The sequence below is a fragment of the Rubripirellula tenax genome, assembly GCF_007860125.1.
Taxonomy (GTDB): domain Bacteria; phylum Planctomycetota; class Planctomycetia; order Pirellulales; family Pirellulaceae; genus Rubripirellula; species Rubripirellula tenax.
This window is the reverse complement of record NZ_SJPW01000001.1, coordinates 64,262-81,793: the sequence shown is the minus strand read 5'-3', so window position 1 is coordinate 81,793 and position 17,532 is coordinate 64,262. Positions and strand designations below refer to the sequence as shown.

The 17,532-nt window shown below is 57.5% G+C and carries 15 protein-coding genes; 1 reads left to right on the top strand and 14 read right to left on the bottom strand.

The window, feature by feature from the left end; translation table 11 throughout:
- Window positions 1-7: 7 nt before the first annotated feature.
- The 10 genes from Poly51_RS00330 to Poly51_RS00285 form a co-directional block, all read right to left on the bottom strand.
- Window positions 8-1,318 carry a citrate synthase gene (locus tag Poly51_RS00330; RefSeq protein WP_246114277.1) on the bottom strand — a complete coding sequence of 437 codons (1,311 nt, stop codon included), beginning with the start codon at window positions 1,316-1,318 and terminating at the stop codon, window positions 8-10.
- 137 nt (window positions 1,319-1,455) lie between these two features.
- On the bottom strand, window positions 1,456-2,745 hold the full coding sequence (locus tag Poly51_RS00325) for a hemolysin family protein (RefSeq protein ID WP_246114183.1): 1,290 nt from the start codon (window positions 2,743-2,745) through the stop codon (window positions 1,456-1,458).
- Window positions 2,742-3,305, bottom strand: a complete 564-nt coding sequence (ybeY, locus tag Poly51_RS00320; RefSeq protein ID WP_246114182.1) for an rRNA maturation RNase YbeY — start codon at window positions 3,303-3,305, stop codon at window positions 2,742-2,744. The genes Poly51_RS00325 and ybeY overlap by 4 nt, the downstream gene beginning before the upstream one ends.
- Window positions 3,274-5,634: an HD family phosphohydrolase gene (locus Poly51_RS00315; protein WP_146453366.1), complete on the bottom strand. Its 2,361-nt coding sequence runs from the start codon at window positions 5,632-5,634 to the stop codon at window positions 3,274-3,276. Before Poly51_RS00315 ends, ybeY begins: the two co-directional genes overlap by 32 nt.
- Before the next feature lie 36 nt (window positions 5,635-5,670).
- A complete protein-coding gene (locus Poly51_RS00310; protein WP_146453365.1) occupies window positions 5,671-6,651 on the bottom strand; it encodes a PhoH family protein in 981 nt (326 codons plus the stop codon).
- Between the two features lie 86 nt (window positions 6,652-6,737).
- A complete protein-coding gene (locus Poly51_RS00305; protein ID WP_146453364.1) occupies window positions 6,738-7,682 on the bottom strand; it encodes a phosphatidate cytidylyltransferase in 945 nt (314 codons plus the stop codon).
- 37 nt (window positions 7,683-7,719) lie between these two features.
- Window positions 7,720-8,478 carry a polyprenyl diphosphate synthase gene (gene uppS / locus Poly51_RS00300; protein ID WP_146453363.1) on the bottom strand — a complete coding sequence of 253 codons (759 nt, stop codon included), beginning with the start codon at window positions 8,476-8,478 and terminating at the stop codon, window positions 7,720-7,722.
- Between the two features lie 13 nt (window positions 8,479-8,491).
- Window positions 8,492-9,817, bottom strand: a complete 1,326-nt coding sequence (locus Poly51_RS00295; protein WP_146453362.1) for an adenylosuccinate synthase — start codon at window positions 9,815-9,817, stop codon at window positions 8,492-8,494.
- Between the two features lie 178 nt (window positions 9,818-9,995).
- Complete coding sequence (locus Poly51_RS00290; protein ID WP_146453361.1) at window positions 9,996-10,862, bottom strand: GDSL-type esterase/lipase family protein; 867 nt, start codon at window positions 10,860-10,862, stop codon at window positions 9,996-9,998.
- A gap of 142 nt (window positions 10,863-11,004) precedes the next feature.
- A complete protein-coding gene (locus Poly51_RS00285) occupies window positions 11,005-11,577 on the bottom strand; it encodes a glutathione peroxidase (RefSeq protein ID WP_146453360.1) in 573 nt (190 codons plus the stop codon).
- A 255-nt stretch (window positions 11,578-11,832) separates the two neighbouring features.
- Between Poly51_RS00285 and Poly51_RS00280 the strand changes: the two genes are divergently transcribed.
- A complete protein-coding gene (locus Poly51_RS00280; RefSeq protein WP_146453359.1) occupies window positions 11,833-13,350 on the top strand; it encodes an MFS transporter in 1,518 nt (505 codons plus the stop codon).
- 3 nt (window positions 13,351-13,353) lie between these two features.
- Here Poly51_RS00280 and Poly51_RS00275 read toward each other — a convergent pair whose 3' ends face one another.
- The 4 genes from Poly51_RS00275 to Poly51_RS00260 form a co-directional block, all read right to left on the bottom strand.
- On the bottom strand, window positions 13,354-13,716 hold the full coding sequence (locus Poly51_RS00275) for an amidohydrolase (RefSeq protein WP_246114180.1): 363 nt from the start codon (window positions 13,714-13,716) through the stop codon (window positions 13,354-13,356).
- On the bottom strand, window positions 13,716-14,279 hold the full coding sequence (locus Poly51_RS00270; protein WP_246114179.1) for a hypothetical protein: 564 nt from the start codon (window positions 14,277-14,279) through the stop codon (window positions 13,716-13,718). Before Poly51_RS00270 ends, Poly51_RS00275 begins: the two co-directional genes overlap by 1 nt.
- 53 nt (window positions 14,280-14,332) lie before the next feature.
- Window positions 14,333-15,424 carry a redox-regulated ATPase YchF gene (gene ychF, locus Poly51_RS00265; protein WP_146453358.1) on the bottom strand — a complete coding sequence of 364 codons (1,092 nt, stop codon included), beginning with the start codon at window positions 15,422-15,424 and terminating at the stop codon, window positions 14,333-14,335.
- A gap of 187 nt (window positions 15,425-15,611) precedes the next feature.
- Window positions 15,612-17,438: a phospho-sugar mutase gene (locus Poly51_RS00260; RefSeq protein WP_146453357.1), complete on the bottom strand. Its 1,827-nt coding sequence runs from the start codon at window positions 17,436-17,438 to the stop codon at window positions 15,612-15,614.
- Window positions 17,439-17,532: the final 94 nt, after the last annotated feature.

Sequence of the window (17,532 nt, the reverse complement as noted above, 5' to 3'; positions counted from 1 at the left end):
GAGGGCCCTATCGTTTCTCGATCGCGATGAAATCTCGCTCTTGCGATCCGGTATAGACCTGGCGAGGACGATTGATTCGCGTACCTGGGTTGGCGTGCATTTCACGCCAGTGTGCCAGCCAACCGGGCAATCGTCCGATCGCGAACAGCACGGTAAACATGGCAACTGGAATCCCGAGGGCGCGGTAGATCACGCCCGAGTAGAAGTCGACGTTCGGATAGAGTTTTCGCTCGATGAAGTACTCGTCCCGCAACGCGACCTCTTCTAGCTTTTGAGCGACTTCGAACAACGGGTCATCCAAGTCCAATTTCTTAAGCAACTTGTCACAGCTGGAACGGATGATCGTCGCTCGTGGGTCAAAATTCTTGTAGACCCGGTGTCCGAATCCCATCAAGCGGAATCCGTTTTCCTTGTCCTTCGCCATCGCGACATATTTTTCGACGTTGCCGCCGTCACGCGCGATGGTTTCCAGCATGTTCACACACGCTTCGTTGGCACCGCCGTGCAGCGGTCCCCACAGCGCGCCGATTCCGGCGCTGATCGAAGCGAATAGGTTTGCGTTGCTGCTTCCGACCATGCGAACGGTCGACGTGCTGCAGTTCTGTTCGTGGTCGGCATGCACGATCAGCAGCAGATTGAGCGCTTCGGCAAAATCCGGATCGACCATGTAATCATGTGCCGGCGTCGCGAACATCATGTGCAAAAAGTTTTCGCAGTAGCTCAGTTCGTTGTTGGGATAGATGAACGGTTGGCCCATCGATTTTTTGTAACTGTAGGCCGCGATCGTTGGCAGTTTGGCAAGCAACCGGTAAATCGAAATCTCGACTTGCTTTTCGTCATTCAGATCCATCGAGTCTTGATAGAACGTCGACAACGCGCCGACGACCGACGACAGAATCGCCATCGGGTGGGCGTCGCGTGGGAACCCGTTATAGAACGATCGCATGTCTTCGTGAATCATCGTGTGTTCACGGATGCCGGATCGAAAATCGGTTGCTTGCTTTTCGTTGGGGAGTTCGCCGTAGATGAGCAGGTAGGCGGTTTCGATGAAATCGGATTTCGCGGCAAGTTCCTCGATCGGATATCCGCGGTAACGCAGGACGCCTTTTTCTCCGTCAAGGAATGTGATCGCGCTGCGCGTTGAACCGGTGTTAACGAATCCTTCATCCAGCGTGATCAGGCCGGTGGATCCCCGAAGTTTGCTGATGTCGATGGCCCGTTCGCCCTCGCTGCCCTCGATCACCGGAAGCTCGAATTCGCGGCCATCGTAGATCACGCGGGCGGTGCCGACGTCTTCGGTTTTCAAGTCGACTTTCATGGTCATTCGGGTTTCCAGAGAATCATATTTCAGAGTGTATTTGCGTCACTTTCCGCCTGAAAACAGTTTAGCGGTGCGGCTAGCGAGCCACAATCAGACTGGGTAAAACGCGGGCAGCGGCGCGAGTCGGCGTTAGTTTACCCGACTTTTTGGTTTTCGCCGCCGAGCAATCGGATCCGCATCGATTCGATTTTTCGATTCGTGGCTTTCAAAATTTCGATCTCGACGTCGTCGATTGTCATCCTTTGCCCCTCTTCGGGGATGGCACCAAAGTGAAACAGCACGAATCCAGCCACGGTTTCATAGTCGTCGCTTTCGGGTAAATCCCAGGCCGTTGTTTCGTTCAGATCGTCGATCATGACTCGGCCATCGACCTCCACCGTTTCTTCATCGACCAAGACAATTCCGAATTCTTCGTCTTCGTCGGACTCATCGACGATCTCGCCAACGATTTCCTCGAGCGCGTCCTCGATGGTGACGACACCGGCGGTTTGTCCGAATTCGTCGACGACGATCGCCATGTGAGAACGGCTGTGCAAGAATTCTCGCAAAATCGATTCGACGCTGCGGTTGTCTGGCACGGTCCACGGTCGCCGAATGATCTCGGTCAATTGTTTTTCGGGCGTTGATCCATCGACCAAGAAAGGAAGCAGGTCTTTGACGTAAAGAATCCCGACAACGTTATCAAGTGTGCCCTCGAAAACGGGAAACCTTGTGCGCCCGGCTTCGACGATGCCGCCCAGTACTCGGTCCCATCCCCAATGCACGTCAATCGCATCCACGTCGCCACGTTGGGTCATGATGTGACCGACCGTATCCTCGTGAAGCGTCATCACGCCTTGGATCATCTCGCGAATACCGGGGCCGAAGTAACCTTCGCGGGTACCCGCGGTGACGATCGTGCGGATTTCGTCTTCGAGTTGTTCTTCGTCCTCGTCTTCATTTTCAGCGGTTCCCATCAAACGTCTGGCAACCAAGTCCAGCAATTGGCCCGGCAACGAAAGCGGATGCATCAACACCGACAGTCCGCGCCAAAACGGCCATGTGTGATACAGCACCGGAGTCGATGCGAATCGCGTGACGGAATTGGGGATCCAAACATGGATCAACATCATCAATCCGCCCGCGCTGGCGGTCCACGTTGCCAATCTTGAAAGCGTCACACCGTCGGGCGACGCGAACACAGCGCCGGTGCCGCAGACCAAAAACAGCACCGTGCCCATCATTCGCAAATAGGCACTGCCATCGATGGCGGCGTCTTGGTGGTCGAGCACGTCACCGAACCGATCACGGTTTTTCTTCAGCCGGCAATAGATTTCGAGTGACCGACCGGCAAACCGATCGAGCAGTTCACCGCCCAATCCGCCGACGCTGCTGAGCGCGAATCCGATCGCCGACATCGCCCACCACTGCATGATACCGATCAAGATCGCGACTCCGTACGAGTGCTCGCATCCATGTCGGCGCCGCAGCGATGAATCTCGTCGATGCCCAGTCGCGTCATCACATCGGCTTCGGCCCGTCGCATTGCCGCGCGATCAGCATTGTCGTGATCGTCCATCCCACAAATGTGAAGGGTTCCATGGACGACATACAACAGCAACTCGTGTTCTGTCGGCCATGCCAATTCGCGGGCTCTCTCGATCGCCGTGTCGATGCTGACGATCAATTCGCCTTCGATCACGGGCAAGTCAGCCGAGTAACCGAAACTGATCACGTCGGTCGCGTAGTCGTGACCCAGGTGTTTGTCGTTGATTTGCCGGATCGTGGGGTCGTCGGTGACGCGGACGCCAATTTGGCCGGCGCGAAAACCGCGAGAATCTGCGGCCGCAATGACCGCTGCGGAAATGGCGCGGTGGTTGATGGCACGATCGATGTTCGCATCGACGTTGATTTCGACTTCGATCGACGAAGGGGGGCCGTCCGGGGACGGCGCCATCTCGTCGGGGTCGGCATCAAGCCGATTGCTGTCCGGGGTATTTGACACGTGCGTGATAGATCGCGGTAAGAGATTTGACGAGAGATCGGCGGATGCGGTCGAGCTGTTTGAAGGTCAATCCGCATTCGTCGAATTGGCCATCGCTCATTTTCTTGTTCGAAATCGCTTCCACCAAGTTTTGGATTCTCGACGGCGTCGGATCGACCAAGGTGCGGCTGGCACTTTCAACGGTGTCGGCCAGCATCATCACGGCGGCTTCCAAAGTTTGCGGTTTGGGGCCCGGGTAGCGGAAGTCTTTGTCGTTGACCGTTTCACCGTTGGGGTCTTCTTCGCTGCGACGTGCGGCTTCGCGATAGAAATATTCGACCAGCGTGGTGCCGTGGTGTTGGACAATGAAGTCGATGATCGGTTCGGGCAGGTTGTGGCTGCGCGCCAAGTCGGCGCCGTCTTTGACGTGCGCGATGATGACCAAAGTGCTCATGGCCGGCTGTAACGAATCGTGTTGATTCACGCCCGCCGATTGGTTTTCGATAAAGTACTCGGGCTTGAACATCTTGCCGATGTCATGGAAGTACGCGCCGACGCGGACCAGCAACCCGTTGGCACCGATCGAATCGGCAGCCGCTTCGGCGATTGATGCGACGTTGATCGAGTGGTTGTAGGTTCCCGGGGCACGCTGGGCCAAACGACGCAGCAGCGGGTGGCTGGCGTCACCAAGTTCCAGCAGACTCAAGTCAGTTTGAACGCCAAAGCCGCGTTCGACCAGCGGCAACAGCGGCGTCATCGCGCTGGCCGAAACCAAAATGCAAAACCCCGACCAGAACGCTTCGCGGATCAGTCCCCAAACGACCATGTCAAATTGTGGACCACGATAAAGCGATTCGATGCCCGCGCCCGGCGAACCGGCCGATAACGTTTGTCCCGTCACGATTCCGACGCCGACGACCGTCAGTACGGTGATAACCGCTGATGTCGCGCCGATGTAAAGCAAGTGAGTTCGCGTGCGAATGCGACCAAGTAACAGGATGCAGCTTGTGCAAGCAGCCGAAACGGTGACAAGCTCTGCCAAGTCCGATCCAAGAAACAACGTCACGCTGACGCAAGCGGCCGCCATCAGCAGCAATGCCAGTTCCCGGCCATAGACGACTGCGGTCAGGATCGAAGCCATCACCAGCGGTACCAATTCGCCTCGCCATCGATCGCCCGACACCCAATAGCCCAGTGCGATCGTGACAACAATCACGGCCAGCAACTGAGACAAGCGAACTCGATCCAGCAACAATCGCCGATCATCGACAAAGAAAATGTACGACGAACACAACAGATACAGCGCCGCAATCATTCCTCCGTAAGCCGCGATCCGCGCGGCCTTGTCGGTCCAACGCATTTTGGCGACCAGTTCGCCCCATTCGCAGCGTAGCAATCCGATCTCGCTTGCGCTCAACGTCTTTCCCGCTTCGGCCAGCTTTGATTCGCCGTGACGAAAGGTCGTCATCACGGGTTCGACGGACTCGGCCGCTTTGTTGCGAGCCTCTTCGCTGAGGGCGTCATCGTATTGCAGTGTTTCGTATTTGGGCAGACGCGTCACGATCCAATCGCTGATCATGCCAGCAACTTTTTGTGAATCGTCGGTTGGAAACTTCGTTCGGAATTGCTCGCGTAACCGCTTGGCAAGCGCAACGCCGGCTTGGGCGATTCGCGCATCGGCGATTTCGACAAACTCCACCTCGTCGGGGCGTCCGACCGGGTATACCTTGATGCGTTCTTGACTGCCTTGTTCGGGCAAGTGTTGAAGCGCCATGATCAAACCGAATTTGTAGTTGTCTCGCATCGCGATCAGGATCGCATCGTCGAGAGTCTTCAGCTCGGGGTCGCTCGCCAACACGGACTTCAGCATCGAGAACCGTATCGCCGGAGTGTCGTCGGGTTCCGTTTCGTCGTCGATATAGAACTGTGTGAACGCCGACCGTTCTTCTTCGCTCATTTGGTCGAACGACGGAGCGCTCAACGTCAGAAACAATTGGTCTTTGAGCGCCGCGCGAAGTTGGTCGAGCGGTTGCGGTCGGTTGCGATAAAACGCTAACTGTTCGCGGCGTTTGCGATCGCGAAGGGTCTTCGTTTCGCTTTCGTTGGGGACCTCGAAGGTCACGCGGCTGATCAGGTCGCGGGCCGGGATCGCATTCAGGCGATACGCGAACGGCGGACGCCATGTCTCGCACAAAAGCAGCAGGACGACACCCGCGAGTACGGCAATGCCGACCCGTGTGGAAACATCGGTCTTGTCGCTGTCGTGCCACCATTGAACCAACCTGGGTTTCGATTTCCCAAGTGATTCAACGCGTTCTTGACGAGTTCGATTTTTAGATGCACCGCTCATGGCAGTCGATTCGATCGCGATTGACGAACGATCGTGTTAATTTCCTTTACGCGAGTTATCGCCGGAAAAGTCGTCGCCATCATAGGCGGCGACGATCTGTTGGACCAATTTGTGCCTGACAATGTCGCTGGCCTGCAGGGCTACGATACCGATCGCGTCGATATTGGAAAGCCGGCGGATCGCATCGTGCAACCCACTGGTCACACCGCGCGGCAAATCCAATTGGGTTGCGTCACCGCTGACCACCATTTTGCTGTGTTCGCCCATTCGGGTCAGGAACATTTTCATTTGTGCAACGGTCGTGTTCTGGGCTTCGTCCAAGATGATGAAGGCGTCGTTGAGCGTCCGCCCACGCATGTAGGCAAGTGGAATGACTTCGATGACGTCTTCTTCCATCAAACTGCGAGCCTGATTGTAGTCGACCATCTCGCCCAGTGCGTCCATCAACGGACGCAGGTACGGGTTCAACTTGGCTCGCAAATCGCCTGGTAAAAAACCAAGCGATTCGCCCGCTTCGACGGCCGGACGAACCAGTACGATTTTGCGAATCGACCCGGATCGCAGGGCTTCCACCGCCATCGCGACGGCCAAATAGGTCTTTCCGCAACCGGCGGGTCCTGTTGCGAACGTCAAATCATGTGCCCGGATTGCGTCGACGTATGTCGCCTGGCCTCGGGTTCGCGGTTTGATACGGCGACCGGCATGCTGGATTTGGATCTCCTCCCCGATGGGGCCCGATTCGACCTTGCCTTCGATGATCGCGCCTTCTTCCATCGCCGCCTTGTTGACGTCGCCGGCGGATAGTTCGCCCTGTTTCCGCGAGAGGTGCCGAAGTTTTTCCAGCGTCCGCGTTGCCCGCTGGACACCTGTTTCCTCGCCCGCAATCAGAACCTGGCCGTTGCGCTGGGTGATGCTGACGTCGAACAGCCGCCGAAGTTTGCGGAGGTGTTGGTCGCGGGGCCCAAACAGGGTCAGGATTTCGCTTGGATCGGTGATCGAAAGCGTCGCTTCGGTCATGAGTCGCCCGATGGGGAGTTTTTGTTCAGACGTAACAGTGAATTGTACACACGCGGAACGGCAGATTGCTGGTTGCCGAACTCTACTCAACTTCCGACGCCTGCAGCAAAGCACAAAAACGCCGGCATAACCGCCGAAATCAGCGAATCCGTCACGTCCCAGACGCCTCCCAGGCCCGGCAGCAGTCCACCGCTGTCTTTCGCACCGGTGGCCCGCTTGATCAACGATTCGGCTAAATCGCCGATCATTCCTGCGATCGCCAGCAGCGGACCCAGCAACAGGGCACCGAAAATGGGCATGTCCAGTCCGGGGATGGACGGCGACAAAACCGGTCCGGTAGACGATCCCGCAATCAGGGGAAAAAGCCAGGTCAAACAGGCAAACGCAACGATCGTAGCGATCACGATGCCACCGACGGCACCCTCACGCGTTTTTCCGGGGCTGAGCCGGGGCACCAATTTGTGCTTCCCAAATGCCTTGCCGCTGAAATAGGCGCCCGCGTCTGCCGACTTTGTTGTCGCGATCATCGTGATCAGGGCTGCCAATCCCCAGTTGCCGTCGCCCATCGTTCGAAGCGACACCAACAACGCCATTGGCAATCCGACATACAGCGACACGAACACGGCCGCATTCGTTCGCTCAATTATCTTCGATTCGCCTTTCGCGTAACGATTCATCTCGCGCATCAAGATGACGAACGTCGCGCCGACACCTGCGATAACGATCCAGCCTAGGCGTCCGATGGGGCAAGTCGCCGGATACACCGATCCGAACAACGGCCACGCCAATGGAATCGCCGCCGACACGGTCACTAACGCCGTGGCAATCATGACATCGGGTTTTGCGATTGGATGATTCGACTTCGTTAGCAGTCCACACATGTCGTGGGCCGTGCCGAGCGAAAAGAAAAACAGCAGCGGCAGCAACCAAAGTCCTTCGGCGCCAACTCGCGAGTGATTCGCGTCCAGGTAAATCAACAGCGCCACGACGCTAAGCAGAATCGCGGACGAACGAAGTCGGTCAACTAACAAAACGATTCATCCTCGGTGTACTGCGCCGGCGTGGTATTCACTCATTCACGTTCAGTCCGCCGAAGCGACGTTGTCTTGTTTTGAAGTGTCGGATCGAAGCCAGAAAATCAGCTCGCGAAAATTCCGGCCAACAGGTTTCGGTAACGAACAGTTCGGCGTAACTGATTTGCCAAAGCAAAAAATTGCTGACCCGCATGTCACCACCCGTTCGAATCATCAAGTCGATCTCGGGTAGTCCCACGGTAGAGAGCCTGTTGGCAAACGTTTCTTCGTCGATCGAATCCGCGGTGATCTTTCCCGATGCGACATCGACGGCAAGTTCGCGAGCGGCCCGTGTGATCTCGTCTCGTCCGCCATAGTCGATCGCCAACACCAGTTGTGTGCCCGGGTTGGACGCGGACATCTGCAATGTTCGATCCATTTCTTCGATCACCGCCGGTGGCAATCGGTCGCGGCGTCCGATCACTTTCAAACGTAAGCCTTGGTCCATGATCGTTCGACGTTCTTCGATCAGATACTGTTCCAACAGGTGCATCAGAAAGTCGAGTTCCGCTTGTGGCCGCTTCCAATTTTCACTGGACAAGCAGTACAGGGTCACCGCCTCGACACCGATTTCGGTGCACGCTTCGCTAATCATGCGGACCGTGTTGACGCCGCGGCGGTGTCCTTCGATGCGTGGCAAACCGCGCGCGGTGGCCCATCGCCCGTTGCCATCCATGATGATCGCGATGTGCCGCGGACGTTCCGCGTGCGGTATGTCCTCCAAACGATCGACTTTTGAATCTGGTTCACCCATCGTTAGTCAATCGTCAAGCAATCGGATTCAGCTGCAGCTCGGCAGCCGCCTCGGTGAAGATCGTTTGAGCCCGGTCGGGACCGACGCTGAGCACGCCCACGGGAACGCCCACCAATTCTTCGATGCGAGCGACGTAGTCGAGCGCGCCTTGCGGGAAGTCTTCGACCCGGCGAACATCATCGACCGGTTGATTCCACCCGGGGATCGTTTCCAAAATCGGCTTGCAACGACGCAGTTGGTCAGCGTGCGCGGGCAAGCGATCGATGCGTTTGCCGTCCAGTTCGTAAGCGACGCAAACTTGCAATTCGTCGAAGTGGGCCAGCACGTCCATCATCATCAGGGCCAGCCGAGTCACACCGCTGAGCCGAGCGGTGTAGCGAACGGCGACAGCGTCGAACCAACCGCAGCGGCGCGGACGACCCGTCGTTGTGCCGAACTCGTTTCCGAGCTTGCGGATTTTCTCGCCGGTCTCATTTTCGAGTTCTGTCGGAAATGGTCCGCCGCCGACGCGTGTGCTGTATGCCTTGCAAACGCCTAGCGTGTGGTTGATCCAGCGTGGCGGCACGCCGGCGCCCGCACAAACGCCGACTCCACTGCTGTTGCTGCTGGTCACGAACGGGAACGTACCGTGATCGATATCTAACAGAGCGCCTTGGGCGCCTTCGAACAGGATTCGTTTATTGGCTTCGCAAGCGTCCAACAAAAAGTCCGTCGTGTCGCCGATCATGTCGTGCAAACGGTCGGCCCACCCGGCCGCCAACGCGACGACTTTATCGGGCGCGATCGACGCCAAGTCATCGGCCGGTGCGCCCATGTCGCTTAACAGTGCCAGCTTTTGTTCGGCAACGGTGCCGATGCGTTCGTCGCGATTGGGTTGAATCAGATCCGACATGCGAATCGCGTACGTTCGACCGACCTTGTCACGATAGCAGGGGCCGATGCCGCGGTTGGTGGTCCCGATCGATTCGCCCTTCATCTTGGTCGCGTTGATGAATTTGTCTTCGGCCATGTGCCAAGGCATGACCAAGTGGGCGCGTTCGCTGATACGCAGATTCTCGCGACAGTTCACGTCGCGTTTGGCCAGCCCATCGATTTCGTCCAACATCGTGGTCGGGTTGATGACGACGCCGGGCGTGATCAGGTTTTGGACTTCGGGGTGCAGGATCCCGCTGGGGATATGGTGCAGTTTGTACGTTTCGCTGCCTGCGACGACGGTGTGCCCCGCGTTGGCGCCACCTTGGTAGCGGACGACCAGATCAAATTGGGGGGCAAGCAGATCGACGAGTTTCCCTTTGGCCTCGTCGCCCCACTGAAGGCCGATCACACATGTTCCTGACACCGCGTACGCTCCCGCTGGCAAACACTACTGAAATGCCGCCACAGACCCGTAGCGGAAACGGAAAAGGGTACGCCGGGGGACGATCGCTGGCAATAACGGGGTCAGAATCGCCCCGTTCGGCCAACCCAAGTTCGAAATCCCCCTCTGTCGCCAAATCTATCCCGGCCAAATTCCCGGCTCAGCGATCCGTTTTCAAAGCTCTGGCCGTCGCCCAAATTCGTCCGTCGGCAGCCTGGATGAGCGGGTCGAAACGGGGGATCTCCGCCGCGTTGTTTCCCTGTTCATGCTTTCGAAACAGCATCAGGTAGGTTTCGTTCTGGGGTCGGTAACGGTGGAAGAACAATTCGTCCTTCGCGACCACCGCCGCAGCCAGCCGATCGCCGTCGCCGCCGCGAGGTGCACCGCCGGTCGGTCCCACCAGTCGATCGGCCAAACGAGTTGCCAACGTCTGGTAGCCAACCGAATTCGGCACCAGCCCGTCGTGCGTGACTTCGCCCGGCGACGGTTTCCAATCCACGGCAAGCTCCGGTGTATCGGTTTGTTTGGCTACTTTGGCGATGACCGCACGGATTCGTTCGACAGACTTGGTGTACTCAGCCGATCGATAACCGGGCGTCGCCACCGGTGCAACCAGGATCACACGCCTGCCCTTGTTTCCGCTGCTTCGCAAATCGCCGACCAATCGCATCAGTCCCGCTTCGAAACGCTCGACGGCCGCCGCGCCGTCACTCGCTTCGCTAGCGCCGTACGCGACCAGCACGACCGTCGGATCAGCGGTTTCAACGTCGGCCAAAATCCGTTGGTAACCTTCCTCAGGGCCGTCGAACCGTTTTCGGGCGATCCCGTGAACGTCGTCGCCCGACCAGCCCAGGTTACGAAATGACAACTTCCACTCAGGCCGACGTGATTGCAGTTCAGCCTCAAATGTACCCGAATCCTGCATCCGTTCGACGAAAGTGCCGCCGACGATGGCGACGCGATCGCCGGGTTGGAGCAGTGGTTGGCCGGAGTTCAAGACACCGGCCAAGAGAAAGAGCCAAATCATGATGTACCTTCGAGAGTTTTTGCAGCCACCCTGCGTGGCCCTGCGACTCCGTTCGCTGGGTGTACGGTGTTCTTTCGTAAGCTACTTTGCAGCTTACGTCCCGCGACGGCGTCGCGGGTCCACGTCGGGTTGCCGGGTCGAACTACTTCTTTGCGAGTTGTTCCTTGATCGCTGCGATCAGCGCTTCATCGTCTGGGGCGGTGCGGGGCGAGAAGCGGTGGACCAGGTTGCCGTCGCGGTCGATCAGAAACTTTTCGAAGTTCCAGCTGACCTTGCCATCGCCGACCGGTTCGACGGTCTTGCTGGTCAAGTACTTGTAGATCGGCGCGGCGGCGTCGCCGTTGACGTCGACCTTGCTGAACATCGGGAAGCTGACATTGTACTTGGTGCTACAGAACGTCTTCACTTCGGCATCGGTACCCGGCTCTTGGCCGCCGAACTGGTTGCATGGGAAGCCGAGTACGACCAAGCCGTCTTCCTTGTGGGCTTCGTAAAGTTTCTGCAGTCCGGCGTACTGAGGCGTCAGTCCACACTTGCTGGCGACGTTGACGACCAGCACTACGTTGCCTTCGTAGTCCTCTAAATCGACCGTTTCGCCGTCGATCGTTTTTACTTTGAAATTGAGCGCGCACTCGTGCTCGCCTTCGTGCTTATCAGCTACTGCCATCGAGGTCAAAACTCCAAAAGCCAACATCAGGGACAGGATCGAACGCATTGGTAGGGTCTCCGCTTGGAAGGCGAAAAGGGTGGGAAGGGGCCTCTGGATCGCGTCGGCTCATGCCGAGATCGCGTTCCCAGAGGAAAAGTTTCACTTATGAGGGGAGTATAGCGGCCGTGACAGTGGCAACGCACGCTGCGGGGAATTACGTTCATCTTCTTCGCGGAATGTTCTCGGAAGACTTGACGCCACTATCGACGACTGGCAGCATTTCCGACTCCCTACCCACAAACTCTTAACCCGATCCCACCTATGGAAAATCGCAAAACGCTCCTGGCCGCCGGATTCCTCGCATTGATCGCCGCGGGAATAGGATTCGCCGTTCGCGGTGGATTGCTGGACATTTGGTCCAACAAATACGGCTTCACGATGACCGAACTTGGTCAAATCACCGGTGGGGGCCTGCTGGGCTTCGGTTTGGTGATTCTGGCGGCCGGCTTGCTGGTCGACTGGATTGGCTACAAGCCACTGATGCTGTTCGCGCTGGCTTGCCACGTCGTGTCTGCCATCATGCTGTTTTCCGCGACGCCCGTTTTCAATGCGGCCGGGAAGGACGCGGTGTACATGATCCTGTTTTGGTCCGCGTTTATCTTTGCGGTCGGTAACGGGGTCTGCGAGGCGGTGATCAACCCGTTGACCGCGACATTGTTCCCCGAGCAGAAGACGCACTACCTGAACATCCTGCACGCCGGATGGCCGGCCGGGTTGGTTCTGGGTGGCTTGATCGTGTTCCTGAAGGACAGCATCGGCTGGGAGATCTTGCTGGCGACGTATTTGATACCGGCGGCGATCTACGGATTCATCTCGCTGAAAGAAGCGTTCCCGAAAACCGATGCCCAGTCGGGGTCGGTTTCTTACGGCGGCATGTTCGCTCGTTTGGTGGTTCCGTTCTTCTTCATCCTGTTGATCGCCCACGCTTGCGTCGGCTACGTCGAATTGGGCACCGACAGCTGGATCAACAAGATCACCGGTGGCATCTTGAAGAGTGCGGCGCTGGGGACCGCGTTGTTCATCTACACGTCGTTGTTGATGACAGCGCTGCGTTTCTTTGCCGGCCCGATCGTTCACCGCATTTCGTCGCTGGGTCTGCTATTGGTCAGTGCGATCATCGGTGCCTGTGGACTTTACTTGATCAGCATTGGGAACAGCGTTCCCTTCATGTTCTTCGCGGCGACCATCTACGGTGTCGGCAAGACGTTCTTGTGGCCGACGATGTTGGGTGTTGTCGGTGAACGGTTCCCGCAAAGTGCGACCGTCGCCATGGCATTGATGGGCTTCGTCGGAATGACGTCGGCCGGTTTGCTGGGCGGACCGGGTATTGGTTACAAGCAGGACTATTTTGCGTCGCAGTACATCCAGGAAAACAATCCTGAGACGTTCGCTCGCGTGAAAGCACCGAACGAGAACAAATTCTTGTTCTTCCCGCCAATCACGGGCATCGACGGATCCAAGGCAGGCATGATTTCCGACAATGGTGCAGCGATCATGTCCGACGTGGAAATCGCTGGTGACGGCATCGACGGCGAAGCATTCGCCGGTCTTCGTGAACAAGCGAAGTGGTGGAATGAGAACAAGAGTTTCGCAAGCGAAGACGCCGGCCCGGTCGGCGAAGCAACCTTGCACGGCAGCCGCATGGCGATCCGCATGACCGCATTGGTCCCAGCGACGATGGCGGTTCTGTACTTGATCCTGCTGTTCTGTTTCAAAGCACCGAAGTCCGACCACCACGTCGACGCGTTGGGTGAACCGGCACCGGGCGCCGAACTGTAGTGCCTAGCCGGTAACCAAGCCGATGATTCGGTCGACTGCCAAACGCAGCGACCGGGCGGCCATTGCGAAATTTGTGTGGCCGCTGACCTCTGGTTGAATCACCTCATACAACTCGGTCGCCTTTCGCAGGCGGCCGAGTTTTTTCTTTGCCATCTTCAGGTAAACGGCCGGGTCCTCGACCTCCGCAACCGGACCTACCGCCAGGATGAAATCGTAGAGGTTGCGGACGACGTCGCGCAGGTCTTCGTCCTCTTCCGCTTCATCGGCGTGCTTCAAGAACGTTCGCACCATCCACACGTGAGCGACTTGGTCATCGATCGCACGTACGCGATCCATCGCTTCGTCTGGTTGACCGGGTTGAGTCATCAAACGTGCTCTTTCGCCGCTTCGGACGGAACATCCGTTGTGCTGACCGCGGGTGCCGGTTTGGCCGGCGGGTGAGCGTGCGGCGTGTTCATCGCCGTTAACGTGACGCCGATGAATGTCGTCACCAAGCCGACCCACAAAAGGGGGCTAATCGTAACGCCGCCGTGCAATCGCATCAGCCCGATGATCGCGCTTACCGAAACCGCACCGCCGAACACGATCGGCATGACCAGCGCCGCGTTGCCCTTGCTGGTCATCATGGCGGACGTCAAAAACAGGGCGCCGACCGCACCGAACGCGCCCGCCAGGAACCCCCACTTCATCGTCGGGTAGTGAACGCCGCTGAAGTCGAACGAGTCACCCTTGACGCTCATCATGATCGCACCGCCGATGATCGCGATCACCAAGTACGCGACCCCAACGAAAAGGTACGGCTTGTAGGGCGACCAGAGTTTCGCTCCATCAACCATGGGTGCGGCTGCGTTACCGATCAACGGGCCATAGCAGCCCCAGAAAAACGCCGTCAACAACGCGAAGCAGATTGGAATCCACATTTTGCTCATGTAACTCTCGAAAGGAGGTGGGAATTTTGGGGGGAGCTTCAGAGTTCAGCTGCTTAGACATTGAACAAGAAGTGGCAGATGTCGCCGTCCTTCATGACGTACGCCTTGCCTTCGACTCGTAGTTTACCGGCTTGGCGAATCTCTTTTTCCGTTTTGTAGGTTTCCAGGTCTTCCAGGCTGTAAACCTCGCATCGGATGAAGCCGCGCTCGAAGTCGCTGTGGATCACGCCGGCGGCTTGGGGGGCGGTTGCACCTTTGGGAATCGTCCAAGCGCGAACCTCTTTTTCACCCGCCGTGAAATAGCTTTCTAGTCCCAATGTTTTGTAAGCGCCGCGGGCGATCGTGTGCAGCGCCGGTTGTTCCAGGCCCACTTCGGACAGCATTTCGACGCGATCGTCTTCGTCCAGTTCCGCCAATTCGGATTCCAGCTTCGCACAAACGCAAACCACATCGGCGCCGGCCTTTCCGGCTTGGTCGCGAACCTTTTGCACGAGCGGGTCTTTGCCTTCCAGGTCGTCTTCGCTGACGTTGGCGACGTACAGCACCGGTTTCGCGCTCATCAGGCCGTAGCTTGAAATCGCGATCTTTTCGGCTTCGGGCAGTTCCAACGTTCGCAGCGGTTGGTCAGTGGAAAGATGGTCGTTGCATTTCTTGATCGCATCGACTCGCAGTTTCGCTTCCTTGTCGCCACCGCGCGCCATCTTTTCGGCCTTTGGCAGGGCGTTTTCGAGCGTTTGGATGTCCGCGAGCATCAATTCCGTCTCGATCGTTTCCATGTCGGCAAGTGGATCAACGGTCCCCGAAACGTGGATCACGTCCGGATCATTGAAACAGCGGACGACTTGGACGATCGCGTCAACTTGGCGAATGTGACTAAGAAACTTGTTGCCCAGGCCTTCTCCCTCGCTGGCGCCTTTGACGATGCCGGCGATATCCACCAACTTCAACGTCGCTGGAATCGTCTTTTTCGGCACGATGTACTGGGTGATCCGGGTCAACCGGTCATCGGGAACGCTGACGATGCCCTCGTTCGGCTCGATCGTACAGAACGGATAATTCTCGCTCTGGGCCGCCTTGGATGCGGTCAAGGCGTTGAAGAGTGTGCTTTTGCCGACGTTGGGCAAGCCGACGATTCCAGCTTCCATGGGGCTAACTTCTGGCTTTTTCAGTTCAAGAGATGACGGATGACGCGAATGGTCGCAAATCCTATCAGGCCAGCCCCACACGGTCGAAGGGTGGCCGCCATTCGTAGCTAGAGCGCCCGACTTCAGGGTGTCGGGAGAAAGCCGAACTCTGGCGAGCCCGGCTACGCAAAGACGCCAATCCCGATCCTTATCCGTTCTGCTTCGCGTATTGGCGAACGTCTTTCTCAAGGCACTCCAGTCGTTGGCTCAAGACGGAATCCGCTTGAACCAGGTCGCTGGATTGATCGGGTGCCAATCGCGTGAACACATACAGCTTGATCTTCGGCTCGGTACCGCTGGGGCGAACGGCGACGTAGTTGCCTTCTTCGGCCAAGTCCAAAATGATCAAGTCGCCGGTCGGACCGGCCAGCTTTTCGGATTTTCCCGTTGCCGTGTCGGTGATCGTGCCGGCGGCATAGTCACGAACTTTGGCAATCTTGATTCCGGCAACCGATTCCGGCGGCGTCGTGCGGAACGACTTCATCAACCGTTGCATCGCGGCCATGCCTTCGCTGCCTTCCATCACCAGGTTGATCAACGTCTCGCGATGGTAGCCGTGCTTGCGGTACAGATCGCTCAAGTAGTCATGCAGCGAAACCTTTTTCGACTTCAGTTCGGCCGCCAATTCGAACATCAACATCGCCGCGACGGCGCCGTCTTTGTCGCGACAATATTGACCGACCAAGTATCCGTGCGATTCTTCAGTGCCATAAATGAATTGGTCAGGACCTTCGCGGTCGATCACTTCGGCGATGTACTTGAAACCGACCAGCAAGTCACCGACACATCGAACGCCGTAGCTTTCCGCGATCCGCCGCGTCAGTTCGGTCGTGACCAGCGTTTTGACGATGTAGTGATCGGGTGACAGCGTGCCGGCGGCTTTCCGTTTGCTCAGCACGTATTCCGCCAAGATCGCGCCGATCTCGTTGCCATTGAACGTTCGCCATTCGCCCGCCGTGTCCGTTGTCTTCGGTGCGGCGATACCGATGCGGTCACAATCCGGGTCGGTCGCTAGGATCAGGTCGATGCCCTTCGTTTTGGCGTACTTGATCGGCTCGTCAAAGATCGCAGCGTTTTCGGGGTTGGAAACGTGGCCGGGCACGTTGGGGAAGTCGCCGCTTTTCTCTTCGTGCGGGCCATAGACTTCGATGTTCGTAAATCCATCTCGCTTGGCGAGCGGGACGACGGCCGCGGCGCCGACACCGTGAAGCGGCGTGTACAGCAGGTTGACGTCTCGCGGGCCTTCGAAAGCACACTTGGCGGCCGCTTCGAAGTAAGCCTTGTCGACTTCATCGGTGACGACTTCGACCATTCCTTTGCTGACGGCTTCGTCGAACGGCATCACGCGGATCTGTTGGCACGACATGACTTTACCGATGATGGCTTTATCGTGAGGCGGCAGCACTTGCGCGCCGCTGGACCAATACACCTTGACGGCATTGTCGCTGGGCGGATTGTGGCTGGCGGTGACCATGATGCCGCAGTCGCATTTCTTATAGCGAACGGCGAACGACAATTGAGGCGTTGCGCGATAGTCGTCTAGCAAATAAACCTTGATGCCGGCCGCCGCCATGATGCCCGCGCACAATTCGGTAAAGTGCCGCGACTTGTGGCGAGTGTCATAGGCGATCGCGCACGACAATTCTTTTTGGCCCTTGTGGTACTCGACCACATAATCGGCCAGACCCTGAGCACTTTCGCCGATTGTTCGATCATTGATCGCGTTGGATCCGATCGGATACATGCGTCCGCGACGACCGCCGGTGCCGAACGGGATGATGGTCCAATAAACGTCGTCAAGTTTTTGCCATTTGCCGCCAACGATGTGTTCGATCACTTCATCGCGATAGACTTCGTACCGATCCTCGGTCAACCAAGCTCGGATATTGTCGGCGGCGGCGGCGGTCAGCTTGCCATCGGAAACGGCCTGCTGGACGGCATCAAGGGATTTGGACACGTTTGCGTCAATGCTCATGGGATCTTCAAGATTGGGGGAGGCGGCGGTAACCTTGTTCCGCAGCGGAAACGCGATTCTATTTGCTGTTTGCCGATCGTCGCAACCAAGGCAC

Coding starts and splice junctions, on each gene's coding strand:
- Poly51_RS00280 (WP_146453359.1), top strand. CDS start 11,833: ATGGAAAATCGCAAAACGCTCCTGGCCGCCGGATTCCTCGCATTGATC.
- uppS (WP_146453363.1), bottom strand. CDS start 8,478: ATGGGTGAACCAGATTCAAAAGTCGATCGTTTGGAGGACATACCGCAC.
- ychF (WP_146453358.1), bottom strand. CDS start 15,424: ATGGAAGCTGGAATCGTCGGCTTGCCCAACGTCGGCAAAAGCACACTC.
- Poly51_RS00290 (WP_146453361.1), bottom strand. CDS start 10,862: ATGATTTGGCTCTTTCTCTTGGCCGGTGTCTTGAACTCCGGCCAACCA.
- Poly51_RS00315 (WP_146453366.1), bottom strand. CDS start 5,634: ATGAGCGGTGCATCTAAAAATCGAACTCGTCAAGAACGCGTTGAATCA.
- Poly51_RS00310 (WP_146453365.1), bottom strand. CDS start 6,651: ATGACCGAAGCGACGCTTTCGATCACCGATCCAAGCGAAATCCTGACC.
- Poly51_RS00275 (WP_246114180.1), bottom strand. CDS start 13,716: ATGACTCAACCCGGTCAACCAGACGAAGCGATGGATCGCGTACGTGCG.
- Poly51_RS00330 (WP_246114277.1), bottom strand. CDS start 1,318: ATGAAAGTCGACTTGAAAACCGAAGACGTCGGCACCGCCCGCGTGATC.
- Poly51_RS00270 (WP_246114179.1), bottom strand. CDS start 14,279: ATGAGCAAAATGTGGATTCCAATCTGCTTCGCGTTGTTGACGGCGTTT.
- Poly51_RS00285 (WP_146453360.1), bottom strand. CDS start 11,577: ATGCGTTCGATCCTGTCCCTGATGTTGGCTTTTGGAGTTTTGACCTCG.
- Poly51_RS00260 (WP_146453357.1), bottom strand. CDS start 17,438: ATGAGCATTGACGCAAACGTGTCCAAATCCCTTGATGCCGTCCAGCAG.